Raw genomic sequence first — 18,939 nt, 5'->3', positions numbered from 1 at the left:
CAAGCCCGGCCCCACATGGGAACTGCGTCTGATCACCCATCATGTGATGCACGCGGTCAATGTGGGAGCCGGGCTTGCCCGCGATAGCGGTGGATCAGGCCGCCACCGCCCTAGCGTTTGACCTGCTTCAGCGTCTCGGCAATCAGGAACGCCAATTCCAGCGACTGATCGGCGTTCATCCGCGGGTCGCAATGGGTGTGGTAACGGTCCGACAAGCCATCCTCGGTAATCGGCCGTGCGCCACCAATGCATTCGGTAACATTCTGTCCAGTCATTTCGATATGAATCCCACCGGCATAAGTGCCTTCGGCTTCATGAACCTGGAAGAATTCCTTCACTTCGCTGAGGATCTGCGCGAAGTCCCGGGTCTTGTAGCCGCTGCTGGCCTTGATGGTGTTGCCATGCATCGGATCGGAACTCCACAGCACCTGCTTGCCTTCGCGCTGCACGGCGCGGATCAGGTTGGGCAGATGGTCGCCGACCTTGTTGGCGCCCATGCGCGCGATCAGGTTCAGGCGGCCGGGGTCGTTGTCCGGGTTGAGGATGTCGATCAGGCGAATCAGGTCGTCGGGGTTCATGCTCGGGCCGACCTTGACCCCGATCGGGTTGTTCACCCCGCGCAGGAACTCGACGTGGGCGCCATCGAGCTGGCGCGTGCGGTCGCCGATCCACAGCATATGGGCCGAACAGTCGTAGTAGTCGTTGGTCAGGCTGTCGCGGCGCACGAAGGCTTGCTCGTAGTTGAGCAGCAGGGCTTCGTGGGCGGTGAAGAAGCTGGTCTCGCGCAATTGTGGCGAGGTGTCCATGCCGCAGGCGCGCATGAAGGCCAGGGTCTCGTCGATGCGGTCTGCCAGTTGGCTGTACTTGTCGGCCAGGGCGGAGTTGGCAATAAAGTCCAGGTTCCACTTGTGCACCTGGTGCAGGTCGGCAAAACCGCCCTGGGCGAAGGCCCGCAGCAGGTTCAGGGTGGCGGTGGACTGGTGGTAGGACTGCAGCAGGCGGTCGGGATCCGGGACGCGGCTTTTCTCGTCGAAACCGATGCCGTTGACGATATCGCCACGGTAGGCGGGCAGGGTGATGCCGTCGATGGTTTCATCATTGGCCGAGCGCGGCTTGGCGAATTGGCCGGCCATGCGCCCGACTTTGACCACGGGGCAGCCAGCGGCGAAGGTCATGACAATGGCCATTTGCAGCAGCACTTTGAAGGTGTCACGGATCTTTGCGGCGGAGAACTCGGCAAAGCTCTCGGCGCAGTCGCCGCCTTGCAGCAGGAACGCGCGACCCTGGGTCACCTCGGCAAACTGGCGGCGCAGCTCCCGGGCTTCGCCGGCGAAGACCAGCGGCGGGTAACTGGCCAGGCTCTGCTCTACCTGCAACAAGTGCGCGGCGTCAGGGTAGCGGGGTTGTTGCTGGATCGGCAGGGCGCGCCAGCTGTCGGGGCTCCAGGGTTGGCTCATCGTGAACTCGAATGAATGTCGGGACGTGCATGTTATCAGCAATTAGTGCGTGACCTGCTGGCGCTGCTTGGCCGACAATCGCGCCTTTCCCGCTTGGTACCAGGCGGCTTGAACCCGTGCCCGGGCCCGTTAGGAGATGAAATGACTGAGGAGCGCGTCGAGCGCCTGTTGGCTGAGGTCCATGACGACTTCGGCATGATCCGTGTGCTGGAAGTGGCCGATTACCGCTTTCTTGAGTTTGGCGATGCCATCGAGCAGAGCTGTGTGTTTACTGCCGATCCGAGCTGGCTGGAGTATGACTACACCCGTGCCATGTTGATTGGTGCCCTGTGCCATGAGCAGCCCGAAAGTGCGCTGTTCCTCGGCCTGGGTGCCGGGACCCTGACCCAGGCTTGCCTTAAATTCCTGCCCCTGGAAGATGTCGAGGCCATTGAGTTGCGCCCGGACGTGCCGCGCCTGGCTATCGAATATTTAGGGCTCGATGATGATCCGCGCTTGTACATCCGCGTGGGTGATGCACTGGAGTTGCTGGAGACTGCGGAGCCGGCGGACCTGATTTTCGTCGACCTGTACACCGATGTCGGGCCGGGGGTTGGCCATCTGGCCTGGACCTTCCTGGAAAATTGCCAGAAGAAACTCAACCCCGGTGGCTGGCTGGTGATCAACCAGTGGGCCACCGATGATGGCAAGCCGCTGGGTGCTGCACTGTTGCGCGGGCTTTATCATCGGCATTACTGGGAGTTGCCGGTGAAGGAGGGCAACGTGATCCTGCTGGTGCCGGCGGACCTGGACCAGACGCTGGACCTGGCGGCGGTTTCTGCGCGGGCCGAGGCGCTGGCGCCGCGCCTGGGGTATTCGTTGCAGGCGTTGATCAAGGCTGTTCGGCCGGCGACGTAGGTGTCTGTACTGGCCCATCGCGGGCAAGCCCGCCCACAGGTGTATGCGGTCAAATGTGGGAGCGGGCTTGCCCGCGATGAGGCCATCACTGACTGCTTACAAACCTTTGAACACCCCCGGCCGCTTCTCCAGCATCGCCCGCACCCCTTCCTTAGCATCCTCGCTGTTAAGCAGTTTCTCGACCAGCACCGGCAACCCGGTCGCCGCCGCAGTCTCGCCTTCATCCCGCGCCTGTCGTGCCGATGTCAAAGTCGCCTGCACGCCCAGCGGTGCCTGGCTGGCAATCCGGTTGGCCAGGGCCAGCGCCCGGGGCAGCAGGTCTTCGCTGGCCATGACCTCTTGCACCAGCCCCAGTCGCAGCGCTTCATGGGCATCGAACTCATCGCCCGTCAGCAACCAGCGCATGGCGTTGCCCCAGCCAGCGATCTGATGCAGGCGCAGGGTGGCGCCGCCAAAAGGAAAGATCCCACGCTGTACTTCCATCTGCGCAAAGCGCGTATTGCTGGCGCACAGGTTGATGTCCGCCGCGAGCATCAATTCGATTCCGATGGTCAGGCAATAGCCCTGCGCGGCAACGATCACTGGTTTGCTGACCCTGGGCCCGGCGAACACGCCCCATGGGTCGCAGCCTCCCAGCGGCGGTTGCCAGCCTTGCGCCATGGTGTGGGCGACGTTGATCAGATCCAGCCCGGCGGTGAAGTGGTCGCCATGCCCGAACACCACGGCCACGCGTGCTTCTTCATTGCGATCGAACTCGCCATAGGCCAGGCTCAGTTCGTTGAGCAAGTCGAGGTCAAAAGCGTTGCGCTTGGCGACCCGATCAAGTCCCAGCAGCAGGATATGCCCTTGTAGTTCACGGCTGACGCGGCTGCTGCTGGCTTGTTTCATGGGTGGATCCTCGGGCGCGAAAGGCAGTTTCGGACCGAAGGGCCCGCTGCAAAAGGTGAAGCGTTTAAGCGCAATGACCAACAGGGCCGGGCCTTTGAAAAATAGACGTTCCTGCAAGGATGCGCAAAGCCTGTGACACAGAGCAGTTGAATGGCCTTTTCCGATAAAAAAAGCTCCCTTTTTCAGGGATTTCCGGTATAGTGCGCGCCGGCCTTTAACCGGGCCGCGTTTAGGTAGCGCAATTCCCCGAAGTCAGCTTCGGCTGCACGTCCGCACAGCGGACTCTTCCTTGACGAATCTTTTTCATTCATTCGTTTTCGCAAATCCCCGCCGACAAAGCAGCCAGGGCGACTCTTGAGTCTCAACACGGCATGCGCAGCTTTGGAGCATGGGTCTTTGCGGATGCACTTAGAGGCAGACCCATGACCCAGGAAACCGGCGGCTTCGCCGCTTTTAATCTTAACCCGAACATTCTTGCTGCCGTCATCGCGACTGGCTACGAAGAACCTTCGGCTATTCAGCAGCAATCGATCCCGATCATCATGGCCGGCCAGGACATGATTGGCCAGGCGCAAACCGGTACCGGTAAAACCGCCGCGTTCGCCCTGCCTATCCTGCATTGCATCGATCCTGCCAAGCGCGAGCCGCAAGCCCTGATCCTGGCGCCAACCCGTGAGTTGGCGCTGCAAGTAGCAACCGCTTTCGAAACCTACGCCAAGCAAATGCCGGGCGTTACCGTTGTGGCCGTTTACGGCGGCGCGCCTATGGGCCCACAACTGAAAGCCATCCGTAATGGCGCACAGATCGTTGTCGCCACTCCGGGCCGTCTGTGCGACCACCTGCGTCGTGACGAGAAAGTGCTGTCGACCGTGAACCACCTGGTTCTCGACGAAGCTGACGAAATGTTGAAGCTGGGCTTCATGGATGACCTGGAAGTCATCTTCAAGGCGCTGCCACCGACCCGTCAGACCGTATTGTTCTCGGCCACCCTGCCGCAGTCGATCCGTGCCATTGCCGAACGCCATCTGCGCGATCCGCAACACGTGAAGATCCAGACCAAGACCCAGACCGTTACCGCGATCGAACAGGCTCACCTGTTGGTTCACGCTGACCAGAAGACCTCGGCTGTATTGAGCCTGCTGGAAGTCGAAGACTTCGACGCCCTGATCATGTTCGTGCGTACCAAGCAAGCGACCCTGGACCTGGCCAGTGCCCTGGAAGCCAAAGGCTACAAGGCCGCTGCGCTGAACGGTGACATCGCCCAGAACCAGCGTGAGCGCGTGATCGACTCCCTCAAGGATGGCCGTCTGGACATCGTTGTAGCGACCGACGTTGCTGCTCGTGGCCTCGACGTTCCACGTATCACCCACGTGTTCAACGTTGACATGCCGTACGACCCAGAGTCCTACGTTCACCGTATCGGCCGTACCGGCCGTGCGGGTCGCGAAGGTCGTGCATTGCTGCTGGTGACTCCGCGTGAGCGCCGCATGCTGCAAGTGATCGAGCGTGTAACCGGTCAGAAAGTTGCCGAAGTCCGCTTGCCGGATGCCCAGGCTGTTCTCGATGCGCGCATCAAGAAACTGACCAACAGTCTGTCGCCGCTGGTGGCTGACGCTGAATCGACCCACGGTGATCTGCTGGACCGCCTGACTGCCGATATCGGTTGCACCCCGCGTGCCCTGGCTGCAGCCCTGCTGCGCAAGGCTACCAACGGTCAGGCCCTGACCCTGGCTGCGATCGAGAAAGAACGTCCACTGGTGCCGAACAACGCGCCACGCGGTGATCGTCCAGAGCGTACCGGCGACCGTCCGGACCGTGGTGATCGTGAGCGTCGTGCTCCGGTTGCATTGGCTGAAGGCCGTGCTCGTTGCCGTACCGCGCTGGGCGCACGTGACGGCATCGCCGCCAAGAACCTGCTGGGCGCTATCCTCAACGAGGGTGGCCTGGCACGTGAAGCGATCGGTCGTATCCAGGTGCGTGACAGCTTCTCCCTGGTGGAGCTGCCGGAAGATGGCCTGGAGAAGTTGCTGGCCAAGCTGAAGGACACCCGCGTTGCCGGCAAGCAGCTCAAGCTGCGTCGCTATCGCGAAGATTGATCGACCTTAGGGTTGATTGATCGAACATAAAAAATCCCCGACTGGTTCGGGGATTTTTTTGCCTGGGATTTGAGCTCGGACTGTAGGCCCGGTGTTATCCGAAGCGGTAGATGTCCATCCCCAATGCGCCCAGGGTGAAGCCTTGGTGCGCGATACTGAACTCGCCTCCGGCCCCGCGCGCGAAATACAACGGTAACAAGTGCTCATCGCTGGGGTGGCTGCGCTCCGCATAAGGCGCTTGCTTGCGGTAGTCGTGCAGCGCGGTCTCATCCTGTGCCGACAGTTTGTCGACCACCCAATCGCGAAAGTCCCCCGCCCAGGGCTCAATGCTTTGCGGCCCGGCTCGCCAATCCAGTTCACCGAGGTTATGAGTGATGCTGCCCGAGCCGATCAACAGCACGCCTTGTTCACGCAAACTGCGCAGTGCCTGCCCGATCCGGGTTTGCAACGCGGGGCCCATATGGCTAGGTAGCGAGACCTGTACCACTGGGATATCGGCCGCCGGGTACATCAGCGACAGCGGCACCCAGGTGCCATGGTCAAACGGGCGCTGGTTGTCGAGGCGGGCTGGCAAGCCATTGGCTGCGAGTAGTTCGACGATCTGTTGCGCCAGTGCTGGGTCGCCGGGCGCTGGATATTGCACCGCAAACAGTTCGCGGGGGAAGCCGCCGAAGTCGTGCCAGGTTTCTGGGGCAGGGCTGCCACTGACCAGTAGCTCGCGACTTTCCCAGTGCGCGGACATCACCACGATTGCCCTGGGGCGTGGCAAGTCAGCGGCCAGGCGCTGAAGTGCCGGGCCGCTGGCGCCGGGTTGCAGGGCAAGCATGGGTGAGCCGTGGGAAATAAACAGGCTGGGGAGCATGAGCAGGGCCCTCAAGGTTAAGATAGGACCATCTTCAATCAGATCATTGATCTAAATCTAATATAAGTTTTAGCGCTATTTGATCAAGTTTTCAGGGGTATTCATGGATTCCACTTTTTGGCATGACCGCTGGGCACGCAATCAGATCGGCTTTCATCTCCCAGGGGTCAATCCCTATTTGCAGCGACACTGGCCGGGCTTGGGGTTGGCCAGTGGGGCCAGGGTGTTGGTGCCGCTGTGTGGCAAAAGCCTGGACATGGTGTGGCTGGCGGAACAGGGGTATCGGGTCCTGGGTGTGGAATTGTCGGAAAAGGCCGTTGAAGAGTTCTTCCAGGAGCAACACCTGACTGCGCAAGTCAGCCAGCGGGGAAACTTCAAGGTTTATCAGGCGGACGCTATCGAGTTGTGGTGCGGTGATTTCTTCCAATTGCGTCGCGCCGATGTGGCGGGATGCACCGCACTGTACGATCGTGCGGCGCTAATAGCCTTGCCGCCGCCGATGCGTGAGCGTTATGTCGCGCATTTGCAGGCGATTGCACCTCAGGTGCAGGATGGCCTGTTGATCAGCCTTGATTATGAGCAGGCCCTGAAGGCAGGGCCGCCGTTTGCAGTGAGCGACGATGAGGTTCGGGGGCTGTTGGGAGTGCGCTGGCGCCTGAGTGTCCTGGAGCAGCGGGATATCCTGGCCGAGAGCCCGAAGTTCGCCCAGGATGGCGTCACGCGGCTGGAGGAGCGGGTTTACCAACTGGCGGGGCGGTAAAACACGCGAGCACAAAAAAGGGGCGATTCAATCGCCCCTTTTTGACCAGCTTGGCTGTCAGCCGCGACGACGCAGTGCGTCGATCCGCTCTTCCAGCGGCGGGTGGCTCATGAACATCCGCGCCAGGCCTTGCTTGACGCCACCGTTGATGCCGAAGGCATTCAGGGTGTCAGGCATATGCACCGGCAGGCCCTGTTCGGAGCGCAGGCGTTGCAGGGCGCCGATCATGGCGGCAGTACCGGCCAACTGGGCGCCGGCTTCGTCGGCGCGGAATTCGCGTTTGCGCGAGAACCACATCACGATGGAGCTGGCGAGGAAGCCCAGGACCAGTTCGGCAAAGATCGTCGCCACGTAGTAGGCGATACCCTGGCCGCCTTCGTTCTTGAAGATCACCTTGTCGACAAAGTTGCCGATGATCCGCGCGAAGAACATCACGAAGGTGTTCACCACGCCCTGGACCAGTGCCAGGGTCACCATGTCACCGTTGGCGACGTGGCCGATCTCGTGGGCCAGCACGGCCTTCACTTCGTCGGGCGAGAAACGCTCCAGCAAACCCTGGCTGACGGCAACAAGAGCATCGTTCTTGTTCCAGCCGGTGGCAAAGGCGTTGGCCTCGTAGGCCGGGAAGATCCCGACTTCGGGCATCTTGATCCCGGCTTCGCGGGACAGTTGCTCGACGGTCTGCAGCAGCCATTGCTCATGCCGGGTGCGCGGCTGGGTGATGATCTGGGTGCTGGTGCTCATCTTCGCCATCCACTTGGAGATGAACAGCGAGAAGATCGAGCCGGCAAAACCAAAGACGGCACAGAAAACCAGCAGCTGATTGAGGTTCAGATCAACCCCGTTGGCCGCCATGAACCCGTTGAAGCCGAAAAGGCTCAGGGTGATGCTGGCAATCAGCACGACCGCCAGGTTAGTGGCCAAGAACAGCAGGATGCGCATCATGGTTGTAGAATTCTCCTCATGCTTAATATGTCGCTTACTGCGGGGTATATAAGGTGCGGCACTGGGCTATTCAACCGGGCGACTATTTCAAACTGTGTCCTACAGCTTGAATGTAGAGCCTTGAAGGTTTTTTCTGACTCTGAATGTCGAGGGAAATTCCCGTTCGGCAGCCTTGGGGCCCCGTGATTGTTGGGGGCTACAGAGTAGATAGGGCATGGGGCGGGGCAAGAAGGTGTTTCTGCCTGGCGTGGGCACAGATGTGTTGCCAGATACTCGCTGTACGACCTGTGTCGGGTCGCACAGCGAAAGCAGGTTACTGGCGATAGGACTTCAGGAAGTTGCCGATGCGGCCTATGGCCATATCCAGGTCATCCACACGCGGCAAGGTCACCACGCGGAAGTGATCAGGCCACGGCCAGTTGAACGCGGTGCCTTGCACCACCAGCAGCTTTTCTGACAGCAGCAGGTCGAGGACGAACTTCTCGTCGTTGTGGATCGGGCAGACTTTCGGGTCGATCCGTGGGAACGCGTACAAGGCGCCCATGGGTTTGACACAACTGACGCCGGGAATATCGTTGAGCAACTCCCAGGTGCGGTTGCGCTGTTCCAGCAGGCGGCCGGCTGGCAGCACCAGGTCGTTGATGCTCTGGTAGCCGCCCAGCGCGGTCTGGATCGCGTGCTGGCTGGGTACGTTGGCGCACAGGCGCATATTGGCCAGCATGTCGATGCCTTCGATGTAGCTCTGGGCATTGTGCTTGGGGCCGGAGATGGCCACCCAGCCGGAGCGGAAACCCGCCACCCGGTAGGACTTGGACAGGCCGTTGAACGTCAGGCACAGCAGGTCCGGGGCCAGGGAGGCGGTGCAGATATGCACGGCATCGTCATAGAGGATCTTGTCGTAGATCTCGTCGGAGAACACCACCAGATTGTGCTGGCGCGCCAGTTCCAGCATGCCCAGCAGCACTTCCTTGGAGTACACCGCGCCGGTCGGGTTGTTCGGGTTGATGATGACCAGTGCCTTGGTGTTGGGCGTGATCTTGGCCTTGATATCGGCCAGGTCCGGCCACCAGTTGGCTTGCTCGTCGCACAAGTAGTGCACCGGGTGACCGCCGGCCAGGGTGACGGCGGCGGTCCACAGCGGGTAGTCAGGCGCCGGCACCAGCACTTCGTCGCCGTTGTTGAGCAAGGCCTGCATGGCCATCACGATCAGCTCGGAGACGCCGTTGCCCAGGTAGATGTCCTCGATGCCGACACCTTCCACCTGTTTTTGCTGGTAGTACTGCATCACCGCCTTGCGTGCGCTGAACAAGCCTTTGGAGTCGCTGTAGCCCTGGGCGGTGGGCAAGTTGCGGATCACGTCCTGGAGGATTTCGTCCGGCGCTTCGAAACCAAAGGGCGCCGGGTTGCCAATGTTCAGCTTGAGGATGCGATGGCCTTCCTCTTCCAGGCGTTTGGCGTGCTTGAGCACTGGGCCGCGAATGTCGTAGCAGACGTTGGCGAGCTTGTTCGATTTGCTGACCTGCATGGCGATGTGATCCTGAAAATGAACGATCCAGACGATGTGAAGACTACCGTGCTGGGAATCCGGCGTTTGGCTTGACCCATAAATACGTTTGAATGCCGATAACGCGGGTGCCAGACTGGCGCTTTGAAGAGGCGCAATCATACGTGCCGCCTGATCCATGGAAAAGACACAGATCAGGCTTTTTCAGTTGTCGAGGTGTATTGATGGAAAAGTTGGATAAAACCCTGGATGAATGGCGGGAAATGCTTGACCCGGCGCAGTATCAAGTGTGTCGCCTCAAGGGCACCGAGCGGCCGTTTTCCGGCAAGTACAACGCCACCACCACAGACGGTGTGTACCACTGCATCTGCTGCAATGAGCCGTTGTTCGACTCCAGTACCAAGTTCGATGCCGGTTGTGGCTGGCCCAGTTTCTATGAGCCGATTGCCGATAGCGCGATGATCGAGATTCGCGATGTGAGCCACGGGATGATTCGCACCGAAGTGACCTGTGCCAAGTGCGATGCGCATCTGGGCCATGTGTTCCCTGATGGACCGCCACCGACCGGCTTGCGCTATTGCATCAACTCGGTGTGCCTGGACCTGGTTCCCCGCTGAAACCACGCGTTGTGTAGGAGCGGGCTTGCCCGCGAAGATCGTTAACGATGACGCGGGTTGCCTGGGTGAACGCGGCGTCTGGGCGTTTTTCGCGGGCAGGCCCGCTCCTACAGGGAGAATGTTGGGGTATCAGTTTGGCCAATTATATTGTGTGCAATTGAATTGTTCGCTATGTTTATCTTCTCTACTTCTTGAGGCCTTGTCATGAGTGAAAGCCTGCTGACCATCCCCTGCACCACCATCAAGGGCGAGCAAAAGACCCTGGCGGACTACGCCGGCAAGGCGATCCTCGTGGTCAACACCGCCAGCAAATGCGGGTTCACCCCGCAGTACAAAGGCCTTGAACAGCTCTGGCAGCAGTACAAGGACCAGGGGCTGGTGGTCTTGGGTTTTCCGTGCAACCAGTTCGGCAAGCAGGAACCGGGCAACGAGGGGGCCATTTCCGAGTTTTGCGAGCTGAATTTCGGCGTCAGCTTTCCCTTGTTCAAGAAGGTTGATGTCAACGGTGGCGAGGCCCACCCGCTGTTTGTGCAATTGAAACAGCGGGCGCCGGGGCTGCTGGGTTCCAAGGGCATCAAGTGGAACTTCACCAAGTTCCTGATCGGCCGCGACGGTCAGGTGGTCAAGCGTTTTGCCCCGACCACCAAACCCCAGGAACTGACTCAAGAGATCGAAGCGCTGCTCAAATGACGGACTTGCCTGCCACATCCCTGGCCCTGGATGACCAGCTGTGTTTCAAGCTCTACGCCGCCTCTCGGGCGGTGACACGGGCCTATAAACCCATGCTTGATCAGTTGGGCCTGACGTATCCGCAATACCTGGTCATGTTGGTGTTGTGGGAGTGGCACACCGCCGCGCCGCTCCAGCCGACGCTCAAGGCGCTGGGGGAGCGCTTGCTGCTTGATTCCGGCACGTTGACGCCGCTGCTCAAGCGCCTGGAACACCTGGCGCTGATCACGCGCCGTCGTAGCGCGGTCGATGAGCGTGAAGTGCACCTGCGTCTTACCGACGCGGGCCAGGCGTTGCGTGAGCGCGTCCAGCCACTGAAGGCCCGCCTGCTGTGTGACAGCGGAGTCGATCTGGGCCAGGCCGACGTCTTGCGTCAGGGCCTGGACCAGTTGCTCCAGCAGGTCAGAGGGTTGTCGTAGTCGGCACCCAGAGGTCGAGCAGGGCGTTGAGCTCTTCGCGGCGAAAGGGCTTGGCCAGGTAGTCGTTCATGCCGGCTGCCCGGCAGCGTTCGCGCTCTTCGGCCAGGGCATTGGCAGTCAGCGCGACAATCGGCAGCTCTGGCCAGCGCCCGCTGCGGCGGATCTGCCGGCTCGCCTCGTAGCCATCCATGACCGGCATGTTGCAGTCCATCAGCACCATATCGAAACGTTGTTCTTCCAACTGTTTCAGTGCCTCTGCGCCATGGGCCGCTACAACGACCTCGCAGCCGAGCTTGCCGAGCATGCCCTTGGCCACCAGTTGATTGACCAGATTGTCCTCTACCAGAAGGATGCGCGCGCGATGCGCAACCGGGCTGGTTTCCAACTGGACAAGGTCGAGGACGATTTCGCTGTCGGCGCGCAGGGTACGGTGCAGCACCTGATACAGCGCGGCGCGACTCAGTGGGCGTGCCTGCTGTTGCAAGGGGGCCAGGGCGACCACTTCTTCGCTGGGCATGAAGTTGCCGTAGGCGGTGACCAGCAGGATCGGTGCGCTGACGGTCGGGCGCAGGCGGAACAGGCATTCGGGGCAATCGGTGATCAGGATGTCGGGTGCCAGGCCACTCAAGTCATCGTCGATCGTTTTGTAGTACGGCGTCAGTCCCCAGTGCGGTAGCAGGGTGAGCAGCAGTTCTGCCAGGCCACTGCTGGCCCCGGTGATGACAGCAACCTCGCCCTTCAACGGCCCCAGCCGCGCCGCCGGTGTGTGGGCGGGCAGTGGCAGTTCGGCACAGAACTGGCTGCCGAAGCCGGTTTCCGAGCTGATGGTCAGCCGGCCGCGCATGGCCTCGCAAAGGTTGTGGGTCAGTGCCAGGCCCAGGCCGGTCCCGCCAAATTGGCGGGTAATGCCGGCGCCCGCCTGGGTGAAGGGGTTGAAAATCAGCGCCTGGGCCTCCTGGGCAATGCCGATCCCGGTGTCGCACACTTCGATCCGCACGCCATTGGGGTGCGCACTGAGGCGTACATCGACGCGGCCGAAACGGGTGAACTTCAAGGCATTGGACAACAGGTTGCTGACAATCTGCCGGACCCGCGTCGGATCACCCACGATCTGGGCAGGAAACTGCGGATCGATCAGGCAGGTCAATTCCACGCTGGGCGCGGCGTTTTGCGACAACAGGTTGGCAGTATCTTCCACCAGGGAGCCGAGGTCGAAGGGAATGCTCTCCAGTTCCAGTTGCCCGGCATCGAACTTGGACAGGTCGAGAATATCGTTGAGCAGTTCCACCAGGACTTTGCCGGAGTCATGGGCAATCGACAATTGTTGGCGCTGCTCGGCATTCAACGCGCTGTCCAGGGACAGGGCAATCATGCCGAGCAGGCCATTGAGCGGGGTGCGGATTTCATGGCTCATGTTGGCTAGGAAGGCCGCGCGTGCCTGGGCCATGCCCAAGGCGGTCATTTTCGAGGCTTCCAGTTCTTCGTTGGATTGGCTCAGCCGCTGGTTGATCGCCTTGAGTTCGGTGGTACGGCTCGAAACAATGCTCTCCAACTGGCCAAGGTAATCGGTCAGGCGGTCCTCTGCGTGGCGCCGTTGCTGGATCTCGGTCTCCATATTCTCGAACTGCTGGTTGGTGACGTTGACCAGCACGCCGATCTCGTCGTGTTCGTGCCCGGGCGGGCAATCCAGGCGAGTCAGGGGCGCATTGGCAGGGTTGCGGGTGCTCAGTTCGCGGATGATCCGGATCAACGGCTGGGTCAGCATCACATAGAACAGGCCCAGCAGGATGGCGCTCAGGATCAGGCTGCGGGCAAAGCCATTAAGCAGCGTGATCTCTGCACGGCGCAGGAAACGGCTGCCAAATGCATAGGTATCGACGTCAAGGCGCAAGACGCCCAGTGATTCATCGGGCATGTGCGCAAGGTAGAGGCGGTCTTCGAACTGGCGGTTGGCGCCGAACAAAAAATCGCTGACAGGGCGGTAGGGGCTCTCCTTGCGGGAGCGGCCAACGTCAGCCAGCACCAGGCCATTGTTGTCGACCAACTGTGCCCGGATGATGGCGGGGGAGTGCAGCAGGCCCAAGGTCAGTTCCTGGGCCAGTTCGGCGTCGATGTTGTAGGCGATACGTGAGGCAGGGTTGTGACTGATTTCAAGCAGCGCATGTATTTCACGGTTGATGGACGTGTCTTCGCTGGCATAATCAATGCCGATTTGGATCAGGCTGAGCAAGGTTCCCAAGACGAAACCGACCAGCACAGTCAGTCTGGCTTGTTTATAAGACAAGCGGTGGGCGAACTTGATATCCATTGGGTGCTGAACCACTTTACGTTTCCCTTCGCCCGGCAAGCATAGCTGAACATCCTCAGCGTCAGCCTTGCCCGGTATGAATGGTTTTTCAGGTGCAGCTGTCTGGCAACTGCGTCAGGGTTGCCAATACGCCATTTTTTACAAGAACTTGCCACAGGAATAGTCATGGATTCTCGATTGAATGCCTTTCTTGAACGGGCCGATGCGGTGCTCGCTCGTCTGGAACCCCTGTTGCCAGCGCCTCGCGAGGTCATTGACTGGAACCACTGCCTGGCGGCCCGCTGGCAGCGCGAGGGCCGCAGCGGGTTTTTGATGCCGCTGGAGGTCAGCCTGGATATGCGTCTGTCCGACCTGATCGGTGTCGACAAGCAGCGCGAGCAATTGGCACGCAATACCCAGCAGTTTATCGATGGCCTGCCTGCCAACCATGCATTGCTCTGGGGCTCGCGTGGCACTGGCAAATCGTCCATGGTCCGCGCCTTGCTGGCCCAGCATGCCAAGGCCGGCTTGCGCCTGATTGAAATCGAACGTGACCACCTGGCCGACCTGCCGCGTGTGGTCGAGCAACTGCTCGAGCTGCCGCAGCGTTTTATCCTGTTCTGCGACGACCTGTCGTTTGAGGCCGGCGAAGGCGATTATCGTGTGCTCAAGAGCGTGCTGGACGGCTCGCTGGAGCAGGCCCCGGAAAACGTGCTGCTGTATGCCACGTCCAACCGTCGTCACCTGGTGCCGGAAAACCAGAGCGACAACGACAACTGGAAACGTGTGGACGGTGAGTTGCACCCCAGTGAGGCGGTGGAAGACAAGATTGCCTTGTCTGACCGTTTTGGCTTGTGGTTGTCGTTCTACCCGTTCACCCAGGAGCATTTCCTGGATGTGGTGGAGCACTGGATCGGCGAGCTGGCGAGCAAAGCGGGTCTGCAGTGGCAGCGCGATGAGGCCCTCGACATCCTTGCCGTGCGCTGGGCTACCGGCCGGGGCAATCGCAATGGCCGCTGTGCCTATCAATTTGCCCGTTACTGGGTGGGACTTAAATTGCTGGAGCGTCAGCCATGATCGACTTGCAACAGGCGGGCAGCGGCCTTGATGGGTACGCCATGCTTTGCGCACAGTTGGAGTCGCTGCTGGCCGATGAGCGCGACTTTATTGCCAATGCGGCGCAGTTTTCCGCGTTCCTGTTCAACCAGCTCGATGACTTGAACTGGGCTGGTTTCTATCTCAATCGTGATGAAGAACTGGTGCTTGGACCGTTCCAGGGGCAGATCGCCTGTGTGCGGATTCCGTTTGGCCGAGGTGTATGTGGTGCGGCGGCGGCTTCGCGGCAAACCCAGCGGGTGGAGGATGTGCATGCGTTTGCCGGGCATATTGCTTGCGACAGTGCTTCCAATAGCGAGTTGGTGGTGCCGCTGGTCAAGGATGGGAGGTTGATTGGGGTACTGGATCTGGATAGCCCGAAACTGGCGCGTTTCAGTTCTGAGGATCAGGTGGGGATTGAGCGGCTGGCCGCGATTTTCCTGCGGTTGACTGCTTGCTGAGAGAAGCGCGCTTAAGCCTTTTGGTAGGAGCGAGCTTGCTCGCGAAGAGCTTGATAACGCCGCGTTTATTCAGCAAGCCTGGGTTATCGTTGACGTCCTTCGCGAGCAAGCTCGCTCCTACAGTGGGTGAGCGTTCAATCAGTGTGGTGGCAGGCTGTCCAACTGTTGTTGCAGCACCTGCTCAAGGTCGAGCATGGCTTTCTCGATGGCCTTGACCCAGGTGTCGACCTGCTCCTGGTCAGTATCCTCGCCAGCCTGTTCCAGGACCTCACATTGCTCGGCCAATACGCGGGCCTGGACGATCCTGGCCGCGCCCTTGATCTTGTGGGCCTGGTCGATCAGGTCCTGGTGAGCGCCTTGCACGAGCAATGCCATGAGTTCCTCGCGATCACGACGGCTGCTACTCAACAGCTCCTCCAATAGACGCTGGCTTAACAGTGGATCACCGCCGGTGAGGGCGTTCAGGCTTTCGAGATCGAAAATCCGCGCTGGCGACAGCGGGATGATCTCGGCCAGGTGGCGTTCCAGCGTCGTAAGGCTGATGGGCTTGAACAGGCAGTCATTCATGCCCGCATCCCGACAGCGCTGTTTTTCCTCTGGCTGGGCATTGGCGGTGAAGCCCAGGATGATGCAGGGTGTCATATTTTCCCGTTGCTCCTGCTCACGGATCGAACGGGCCAGTTCATAGCCGTTCATGATTGGCATATTGCAGTCGGCGATGATCAGGTCGAAGTGTTCCTGGCGCCAGGCCTGGAAGCCCGCTGCACCATGTTGGACTGCGGTAAAACGATGCCCGAGGAAGCCCAATTGCTGGCACATAAGCAGGCGGTTTGCCGGATGGTCGTCCACCACCAGCACATTCAGCACCGCTGCGGTATCCAGGGTTGTGGGCTTGGGTTCGATCAGCGGGTAGGCCAGTGGCAGGCTGGTCATCTGCAGTGAGACAAACGCCTGGGTACCTACGCTGGGGGCGCTGCTCAGGGTCAGTTGCCCGCCCATCATCTCGCACAGGCTCCGGCAGATCACCAGCCCAAGACCGGCGCCGCTCCTGGCCAGGTGCCCGGAATTGTCGGCCTGGGAAAAAGGCTCGAACAGGCGTTGCTGATCGTCCCGGCTGATACCGATACCGGTGTCCTCGACCACCAGTTTCATCTGGATCTGCTGTGGCTGTCCGGTGGGCTGGATATCCACCTTGATCTTTACCTCGCCCTGCTCGGTGAACTTGATGGCATTGCTCACCAGGTTGGACAGGACCTGTTTGAAGCGCAGGGGATCGATCTGCACGTCGCGTTCTTCGACGCCGGGATTGAACTCCAGTAACAGGTTGAGATTCTTCTGGCGGGCCAGGCCATCGAATACACGCACGACTGACTCGATCAGTTCCCTCAGGTTGACGCGTTCCGGCGCCAGGCTCAGGCGGCCCGACTCGATGCGTGCGATGTCGAGGATATCGCCAATCAACTCCAGCAAGTCTTTGGCCGAGTTGTACGCGACCTCGATGGCCGGACGATCCAGGTGCCCATGATCGGCACGCTTGAGGGTCAACTCCAGCATGCCGATCACTGCGTTCATGGGGGTGCGGATCTCATGGCTCATGGTCGCCAGGAACGTGCTTTTCGCTCGGTTGGCCTCATCAGCGCGGTCCTTGGCGGCGCACAGGTCATCGAACAGTTGGCGGCGCTCGCTGATGTCGATCCAGCCGCCGATGATGCCCTGGACCTTACCGACCGAGTCACGGTACGGCAGGATCCAGTGATAGATCGTCAATTGCGGCCCCTGAATATGCAGGGCACGGTCGAGGATCAGTGGCTTGCCTTCGGCCACCACCCGCAGATAGTCGGTATGGTACTGGCTGGCCTGGGCTTCGTCCGCGAAGTTGATCTGCATGACACTCTTGCCAATGACCTCCTCGCGCTTGACGCCGAAGACCTGCAAGTAACTGTCATTGCAGGTCTGCAGCAAACCGTTGCGATCACGCACGTAGATCGGGTGAGGGGTTTCATTGACCAGGGCGCGCATGAATTCGTATTGATCGCTGAGGGCCCGCTCTGCCATCTGCCGATGCTTGATCTGCCTGCGCATATAGCCGTTCCAGGCCAGTGAAGTGAGCAGCAATAGCCCGGCGGCGCTGATGATCTGGATGATCAGGCGGTGGTAGTTGCGCCAATAGCTATCGGATGCGGCTGTGTAGCCACGCCAGCGGTTGTTGATAACGCCAAGCTCATCGGGCGCGATGCTGAGCAGGGCCTTGTCAAGAATGGAGGCCAGTTCGGGGGCGCTGCGTGATGTCGCCAGGGAAAAAGAAGCCAGTTGCGTGCCGATACTTGAACTGATCTGCAATTGGCCTTGGAAAAAGTGTGATGAGAGGAAATAGTTGGCGACCACCAAAGAGTTGACTGCGCCGTCTACATGCCCCTGGGCCAGCATTTCCGAGGCCTTGAAGGTATCGCTGGCCTGCACCAGGGTGATCTGCGAAAAATTCCGGCGCAGATAATCCACCAAGGGGTTGCCTTCGGTGATCGCCAGTTTCTTTCCTGCCAGTTGCTCAAGGCTTGAGGGCGCTCCAGGCTCCTTGCGCGTCAGCAGGACGTAGGAGTTCTGCAGGTAGGGCCGGCTGAAGTTGAGCCTGGCTTCGCGTTCGGGGCTGGGGCTGATGGCGGCAATGATGTCCGCGCTACCGTTTTCGACCTGCTCGATCATTTGGCTGACATTGCGGGTGTTCTGGAACTCCAGGCGCAAGCCCGTACGTAGTCGGATCAACTCCAGCAGGTCGGCGGTCATGCCCCGCATCTGGCCGTCTGAATCGACGAACGTCAAGGGGGCGAAGGTTTCGTTGATGACCACTTTCACCACCGGATGGTCCTTGAGCCAGCGTTCTTCACGTTGGCTCAACTGCAACTTGTGGTCGGTCAGCAGGATAGCGCTGCCTGCACTCCAACGTTTGGCGATGTTTTCTTGCTCATAGGTCCCGATGCCCGCGAGGACTGTGTCGACGATGCCCAGTAGGGTTTTCTGGTCGCGGTGTACGGCGAAGCTGAAGCCGTACGCTTCGTGTTTGCCGAAATTGGCCATGCGGATGTTCTTCAGGTACCCCTTGTTGATCATGTAGTGGGTGGAAATGGTATCGCCGAGGAACACGTCGGCCTGGTCGAAGGCAACGGCGTTCAGTGCATTCAAGTAAGACGGATAGACCTGGATGATCGCATTGGGATACAGCGCTTCGACCTCCTTCAACGGCAGGTAATGGTAGACAAGGCTCAAGCGCATGCCCGCCAGCCCGTCGTTGAGCGAGCGGGTTTCTGCGTCACGGGTGACCAGCACCGGCTGGTCGACCGCGTAGGGCGTTGACAGGACGATGTCGGCGTTGCTCGCTTCAAAACCGTTGGCGCTACCCAGTAAATCGATTTTCCCGTCTTCCAGAGCCTGGATTGCTGCCTCCCGTGATGGGTAGCGCATCACCGTGACGGGCAATGCCAGGGCTTTGGCCAGGATTCCCGCGTAATCTGCAGTAATACCTTCGTAGTCATGGCCGCTGGCGGTGATGTCAAAGGGGGGATAGTCGGGTGTCGAGGTTCCCAGTACCAGTTCTCGTTTGTTCTGTAGCCATTGGCGCTGCGTGGGGGTCAGTTGAGTGTCCAACTGAACGATGCCGGCACGACTCAGCAGTGAGTAGCGTTCTGGAACGGTTTGAGTGGCTGGCACGGCTGTACTCAAGCACAGCCCGGTACTCAAAATAATTAGATAGTCCTTTAAACGCCTTGGCATCCTGTTTCTCACACTAACGCGTTGCGTTTTGCGGCTCTTCGCATTTAAGGGTGTAGAAAAAATCTGACCGGCTGGAAAAGGAGTCGAGGATCTTAGAAAATGTAAGCTCTCACACCAACAAAAACTAAGCCCCCGACGTGAACAATCTTACCTTTTC

The 18,939-nt window shown here is 60.0% G+C and carries 15 protein-coding genes; 8 read left to right on the top strand and 7 right to left on the bottom strand.

What is annotated here, in order from left to right; translation table 11 throughout:
* Positions 1-110: 110 nt before the first annotated feature.
* Positions 111-1,457 carry a class II 3-deoxy-7-phosphoheptulonate synthase gene (locus tag BLL38_RS18730; RefSeq protein ID WP_065942584.1) on the bottom strand — a complete coding sequence of 449 codons (1,347 nt, stop codon included), beginning with the start codon at positions 1,455-1,457 and terminating at the stop codon, positions 111-113.
* Between the two features lie 141 nt (positions 1,458-1,598).
* Between BLL38_RS18730 and BLL38_RS18725 the strand changes: the two genes are divergently transcribed.
* Entirely contained in the window at positions 1,599-2,354 is a 756-nt protein-coding gene (locus BLL38_RS18725; RefSeq protein WP_029298032.1) for a spermidine synthase, read from the top strand.
* A gap of 96 nt (positions 2,355-2,450) precedes the next feature.
* On the opposite strand, the gene BLL38_RS18720 is transcribed toward BLL38_RS18725, so the two are convergent.
* Positions 2,451-3,242, bottom strand: a complete 792-nt coding sequence (locus BLL38_RS18720; protein ID WP_076963909.1) for a crotonase/enoyl-CoA hydratase family protein — start codon at positions 3,240-3,242, stop codon at positions 2,451-2,453.
* A 422-nt stretch (positions 3,243-3,664) separates the two neighbouring features.
* On the opposite strand from BLL38_RS18720, the gene BLL38_RS18715 reads away from it, so the two are divergent.
* Entirely contained in the window at positions 3,665-5,338 is a 1,674-nt protein-coding gene (locus tag BLL38_RS18715; RefSeq protein WP_032863027.1) for a DEAD/DEAH box helicase, read from the top strand.
* A gap of 94 nt (positions 5,339-5,432) precedes the next feature.
* Here BLL38_RS18715 and BLL38_RS18710 read toward each other — a convergent pair whose 3' ends face one another.
* Positions 5,433-6,200: a DODA-type extradiol aromatic ring-opening family dioxygenase gene (locus BLL38_RS18710; protein ID WP_076963872.1), complete on the bottom strand. Its 768-nt coding sequence runs from the start codon at positions 6,198-6,200 to the stop codon at positions 5,433-5,435.
* A gap of 103 nt (positions 6,201-6,303) precedes the next feature.
* Here BLL38_RS18710 and BLL38_RS18705 point away from each other — a divergent pair, with 103 nt between their 5' ends.
* Positions 6,304-6,960 carry a thiopurine S-methyltransferase gene (locus BLL38_RS18705; RefSeq protein WP_076963871.1) on the top strand — a complete coding sequence of 219 codons (657 nt, stop codon included), beginning with the start codon at positions 6,304-6,306 and terminating at the stop codon, positions 6,958-6,960.
* Positions 6,961-7,017: 57 nt separating this feature from the next.
* Here BLL38_RS18705 and htpX read toward each other — a convergent pair whose 3' ends face one another.
* Together htpX and BLL38_RS18695 are read right to left on the bottom strand one after the other, a co-directional pair.
* On the bottom strand, positions 7,018-7,905 hold the full coding sequence (gene htpX / locus BLL38_RS18700) for a protease HtpX (protein ID WP_029298042.1): 888 nt from the start codon (positions 7,903-7,905) through the stop codon (positions 7,018-7,020).
* Positions 7,906-8,218: 313 nt separating this feature from the next.
* Positions 8,219-9,430, bottom strand: coding sequence for a pyridoxal phosphate-dependent aminotransferase (locus BLL38_RS18695; RefSeq protein WP_029298044.1), 1,212 nt, complete (start codon positions 9,428-9,430; stop codon positions 8,219-8,221).
* A 203-nt stretch (positions 9,431-9,633) separates the two neighbouring features.
* On the opposite strand from BLL38_RS18695, the gene msrB reads away from it, so the two are divergent.
* From msrB to BLL38_RS18675, 3 genes are all read left to right on the top strand, one after another.
* Positions 9,634-10,026 carry a peptide-methionine (R)-S-oxide reductase MsrB gene (gene msrB, locus BLL38_RS18690; protein ID WP_076963870.1) on the top strand — a complete coding sequence of 131 codons (393 nt, stop codon included), beginning with the start codon at positions 9,634-9,636 and terminating at the stop codon, positions 10,024-10,026.
* A 204-nt stretch (positions 10,027-10,230) separates the two neighbouring features.
* Positions 10,231-10,716, top strand: coding sequence for a glutathione peroxidase (locus tag BLL38_RS18680; protein ID WP_076963868.1), 486 nt, complete (start codon positions 10,231-10,233; stop codon positions 10,714-10,716).
* Positions 10,713-11,174 (top strand): MarR family winged helix-turn-helix transcriptional regulator, encoded by a 462-nt coding sequence (locus BLL38_RS18675; RefSeq protein ID WP_065942581.1) that lies wholly within the window; start codon positions 10,713-10,715, stop codon positions 11,172-11,174. Before BLL38_RS18680 ends, BLL38_RS18675 begins: the two co-directional genes overlap by 4 nt.
* On the opposite strand, the gene BLL38_RS18670 is transcribed toward BLL38_RS18675, so the two are convergent.
* Complete coding sequence (locus BLL38_RS18670) at positions 11,158-13,482, bottom strand: hybrid sensor histidine kinase/response regulator (protein ID WP_076963867.1); 2,325 nt, start codon at positions 13,480-13,482, stop codon at positions 11,158-11,160. The two genes, BLL38_RS18675 and BLL38_RS18670, sit on opposite strands and share 17 nt — an antisense overlap.
* Before the next feature lie 165 nt (positions 13,483-13,647).
* Here BLL38_RS18670 and BLL38_RS18665 point away from each other — a divergent pair, with 165 nt between their 5' ends.
* Together BLL38_RS18665 and BLL38_RS18660 are read left to right on the top strand one after the other, a co-directional pair.
* Entirely contained in the window at positions 13,648-14,538 is an 891-nt protein-coding gene (locus BLL38_RS18665) for an ATP-binding protein (protein ID WP_076963866.1), read from the top strand.
* A complete protein-coding gene (locus BLL38_RS18660; protein WP_076963865.1) occupies positions 14,535-15,017 on the top strand; it encodes a GAF domain-containing protein in 483 nt (160 codons plus the stop codon). Before BLL38_RS18665 ends, BLL38_RS18660 begins: the two co-directional genes overlap by 4 nt.
* A 138-nt stretch (positions 15,018-15,155) precedes the next feature.
* On the opposite strand, the gene BLL38_RS18655 is transcribed toward BLL38_RS18660, so the two are convergent.
* Entirely contained in the window at positions 15,156-18,782 is a 3,627-nt protein-coding gene (locus BLL38_RS18655; protein ID WP_076963864.1) for a transporter substrate-binding domain-containing protein, read from the bottom strand.
* Between the last annotated feature and the right edge of the window lie 157 nt (positions 18,783-18,939).

Source organism: Pseudomonas gessardii (assembly GCF_001983165.1).
GTDB classification, from domain to species: domain Bacteria; phylum Pseudomonadota; class Gammaproteobacteria; order Pseudomonadales; family Pseudomonadaceae; genus Aquipseudomonas; species Aquipseudomonas gessardii.
Note: the sequence above shows the minus strand (reverse complement) of the source record. Positions and strands in the feature narration are given on the sequence as shown.

Bases quoted from the DNA above. Each gene is read 5' to 3' on its own strand.
- msrB (WP_076963870.1), top strand. From the start codon at position 9,634: ATGGAAAAGTTGGATAAAACCCTGGATGAATGGCGGGAAATGCTTGAC.
- BLL38_RS18715 (WP_032863027.1), top strand. From the start codon at position 3,665: ATGACCCAGGAAACCGGCGGCTTCGCCGCTTTTAATCTTAACCCGAAC.
- BLL38_RS18660 (WP_076963865.1), top strand. From the start codon at position 14,535: ATGATCGACTTGCAACAGGCGGGCAGCGGCCTTGATGGGTACGCCATG.
- BLL38_RS18655 (WP_076963864.1), bottom strand. From the start codon at position 18,782: ATGCCAAGGCGTTTAAAGGACTATCTAATTATTTTGAGTACCGGGCTG.
- BLL38_RS18730 (WP_065942584.1), bottom strand. From the start codon at position 1,457: ATGAGCCAACCCTGGAGCCCCGACAGCTGGCGCGCCCTGCCGATCCAG.
- BLL38_RS18725 (WP_029298032.1), top strand. From the start codon at position 1,599: ATGACTGAGGAGCGCGTCGAGCGCCTGTTGGCTGAGGTCCATGACGAC.
- BLL38_RS18695 (WP_029298044.1), bottom strand. From the start codon at position 9,430: ATGCAGGTCAGCAAATCGAACAAGCTCGCCAACGTCTGCTACGACATT.
- BLL38_RS18720 (WP_076963909.1), bottom strand. From the start codon at position 3,242: ATGAAACAAGCCAGCAGCAGCCGCGTCAGCCGTGAACTACAAGGGCAT.
- BLL38_RS18665 (WP_076963866.1), top strand. From the start codon at position 13,648: ATGGATTCTCGATTGAATGCCTTTCTTGAACGGGCCGATGCGGTGCTC.
- BLL38_RS18675 (WP_065942581.1), top strand. From the start codon at position 10,713: ATGACGGACTTGCCTGCCACATCCCTGGCCCTGGATGACCAGCTGTGT.
- BLL38_RS18705 (WP_076963871.1), top strand. From the start codon at position 6,304: ATGGATTCCACTTTTTGGCATGACCGCTGGGCACGCAATCAGATCGGC.
- BLL38_RS18680 (WP_076963868.1), top strand. From the start codon at position 10,231: ATGAGTGAAAGCCTGCTGACCATCCCCTGCACCACCATCAAGGGCGAG.
- BLL38_RS18710 (WP_076963872.1), bottom strand. From the start codon at position 6,200: ATGCTCCCCAGCCTGTTTATTTCCCACGGCTCACCCATGCTTGCCCTG.
- htpX (WP_029298042.1), bottom strand. From the start codon at position 7,905: ATGATGCGCATCCTGCTGTTCTTGGCCACTAACCTGGCGGTCGTGCTG.
- BLL38_RS18670 (WP_076963867.1), bottom strand. From the start codon at position 13,482: ATGGATATCAAGTTCGCCCACCGCTTGTCTTATAAACAAGCCAGACTG.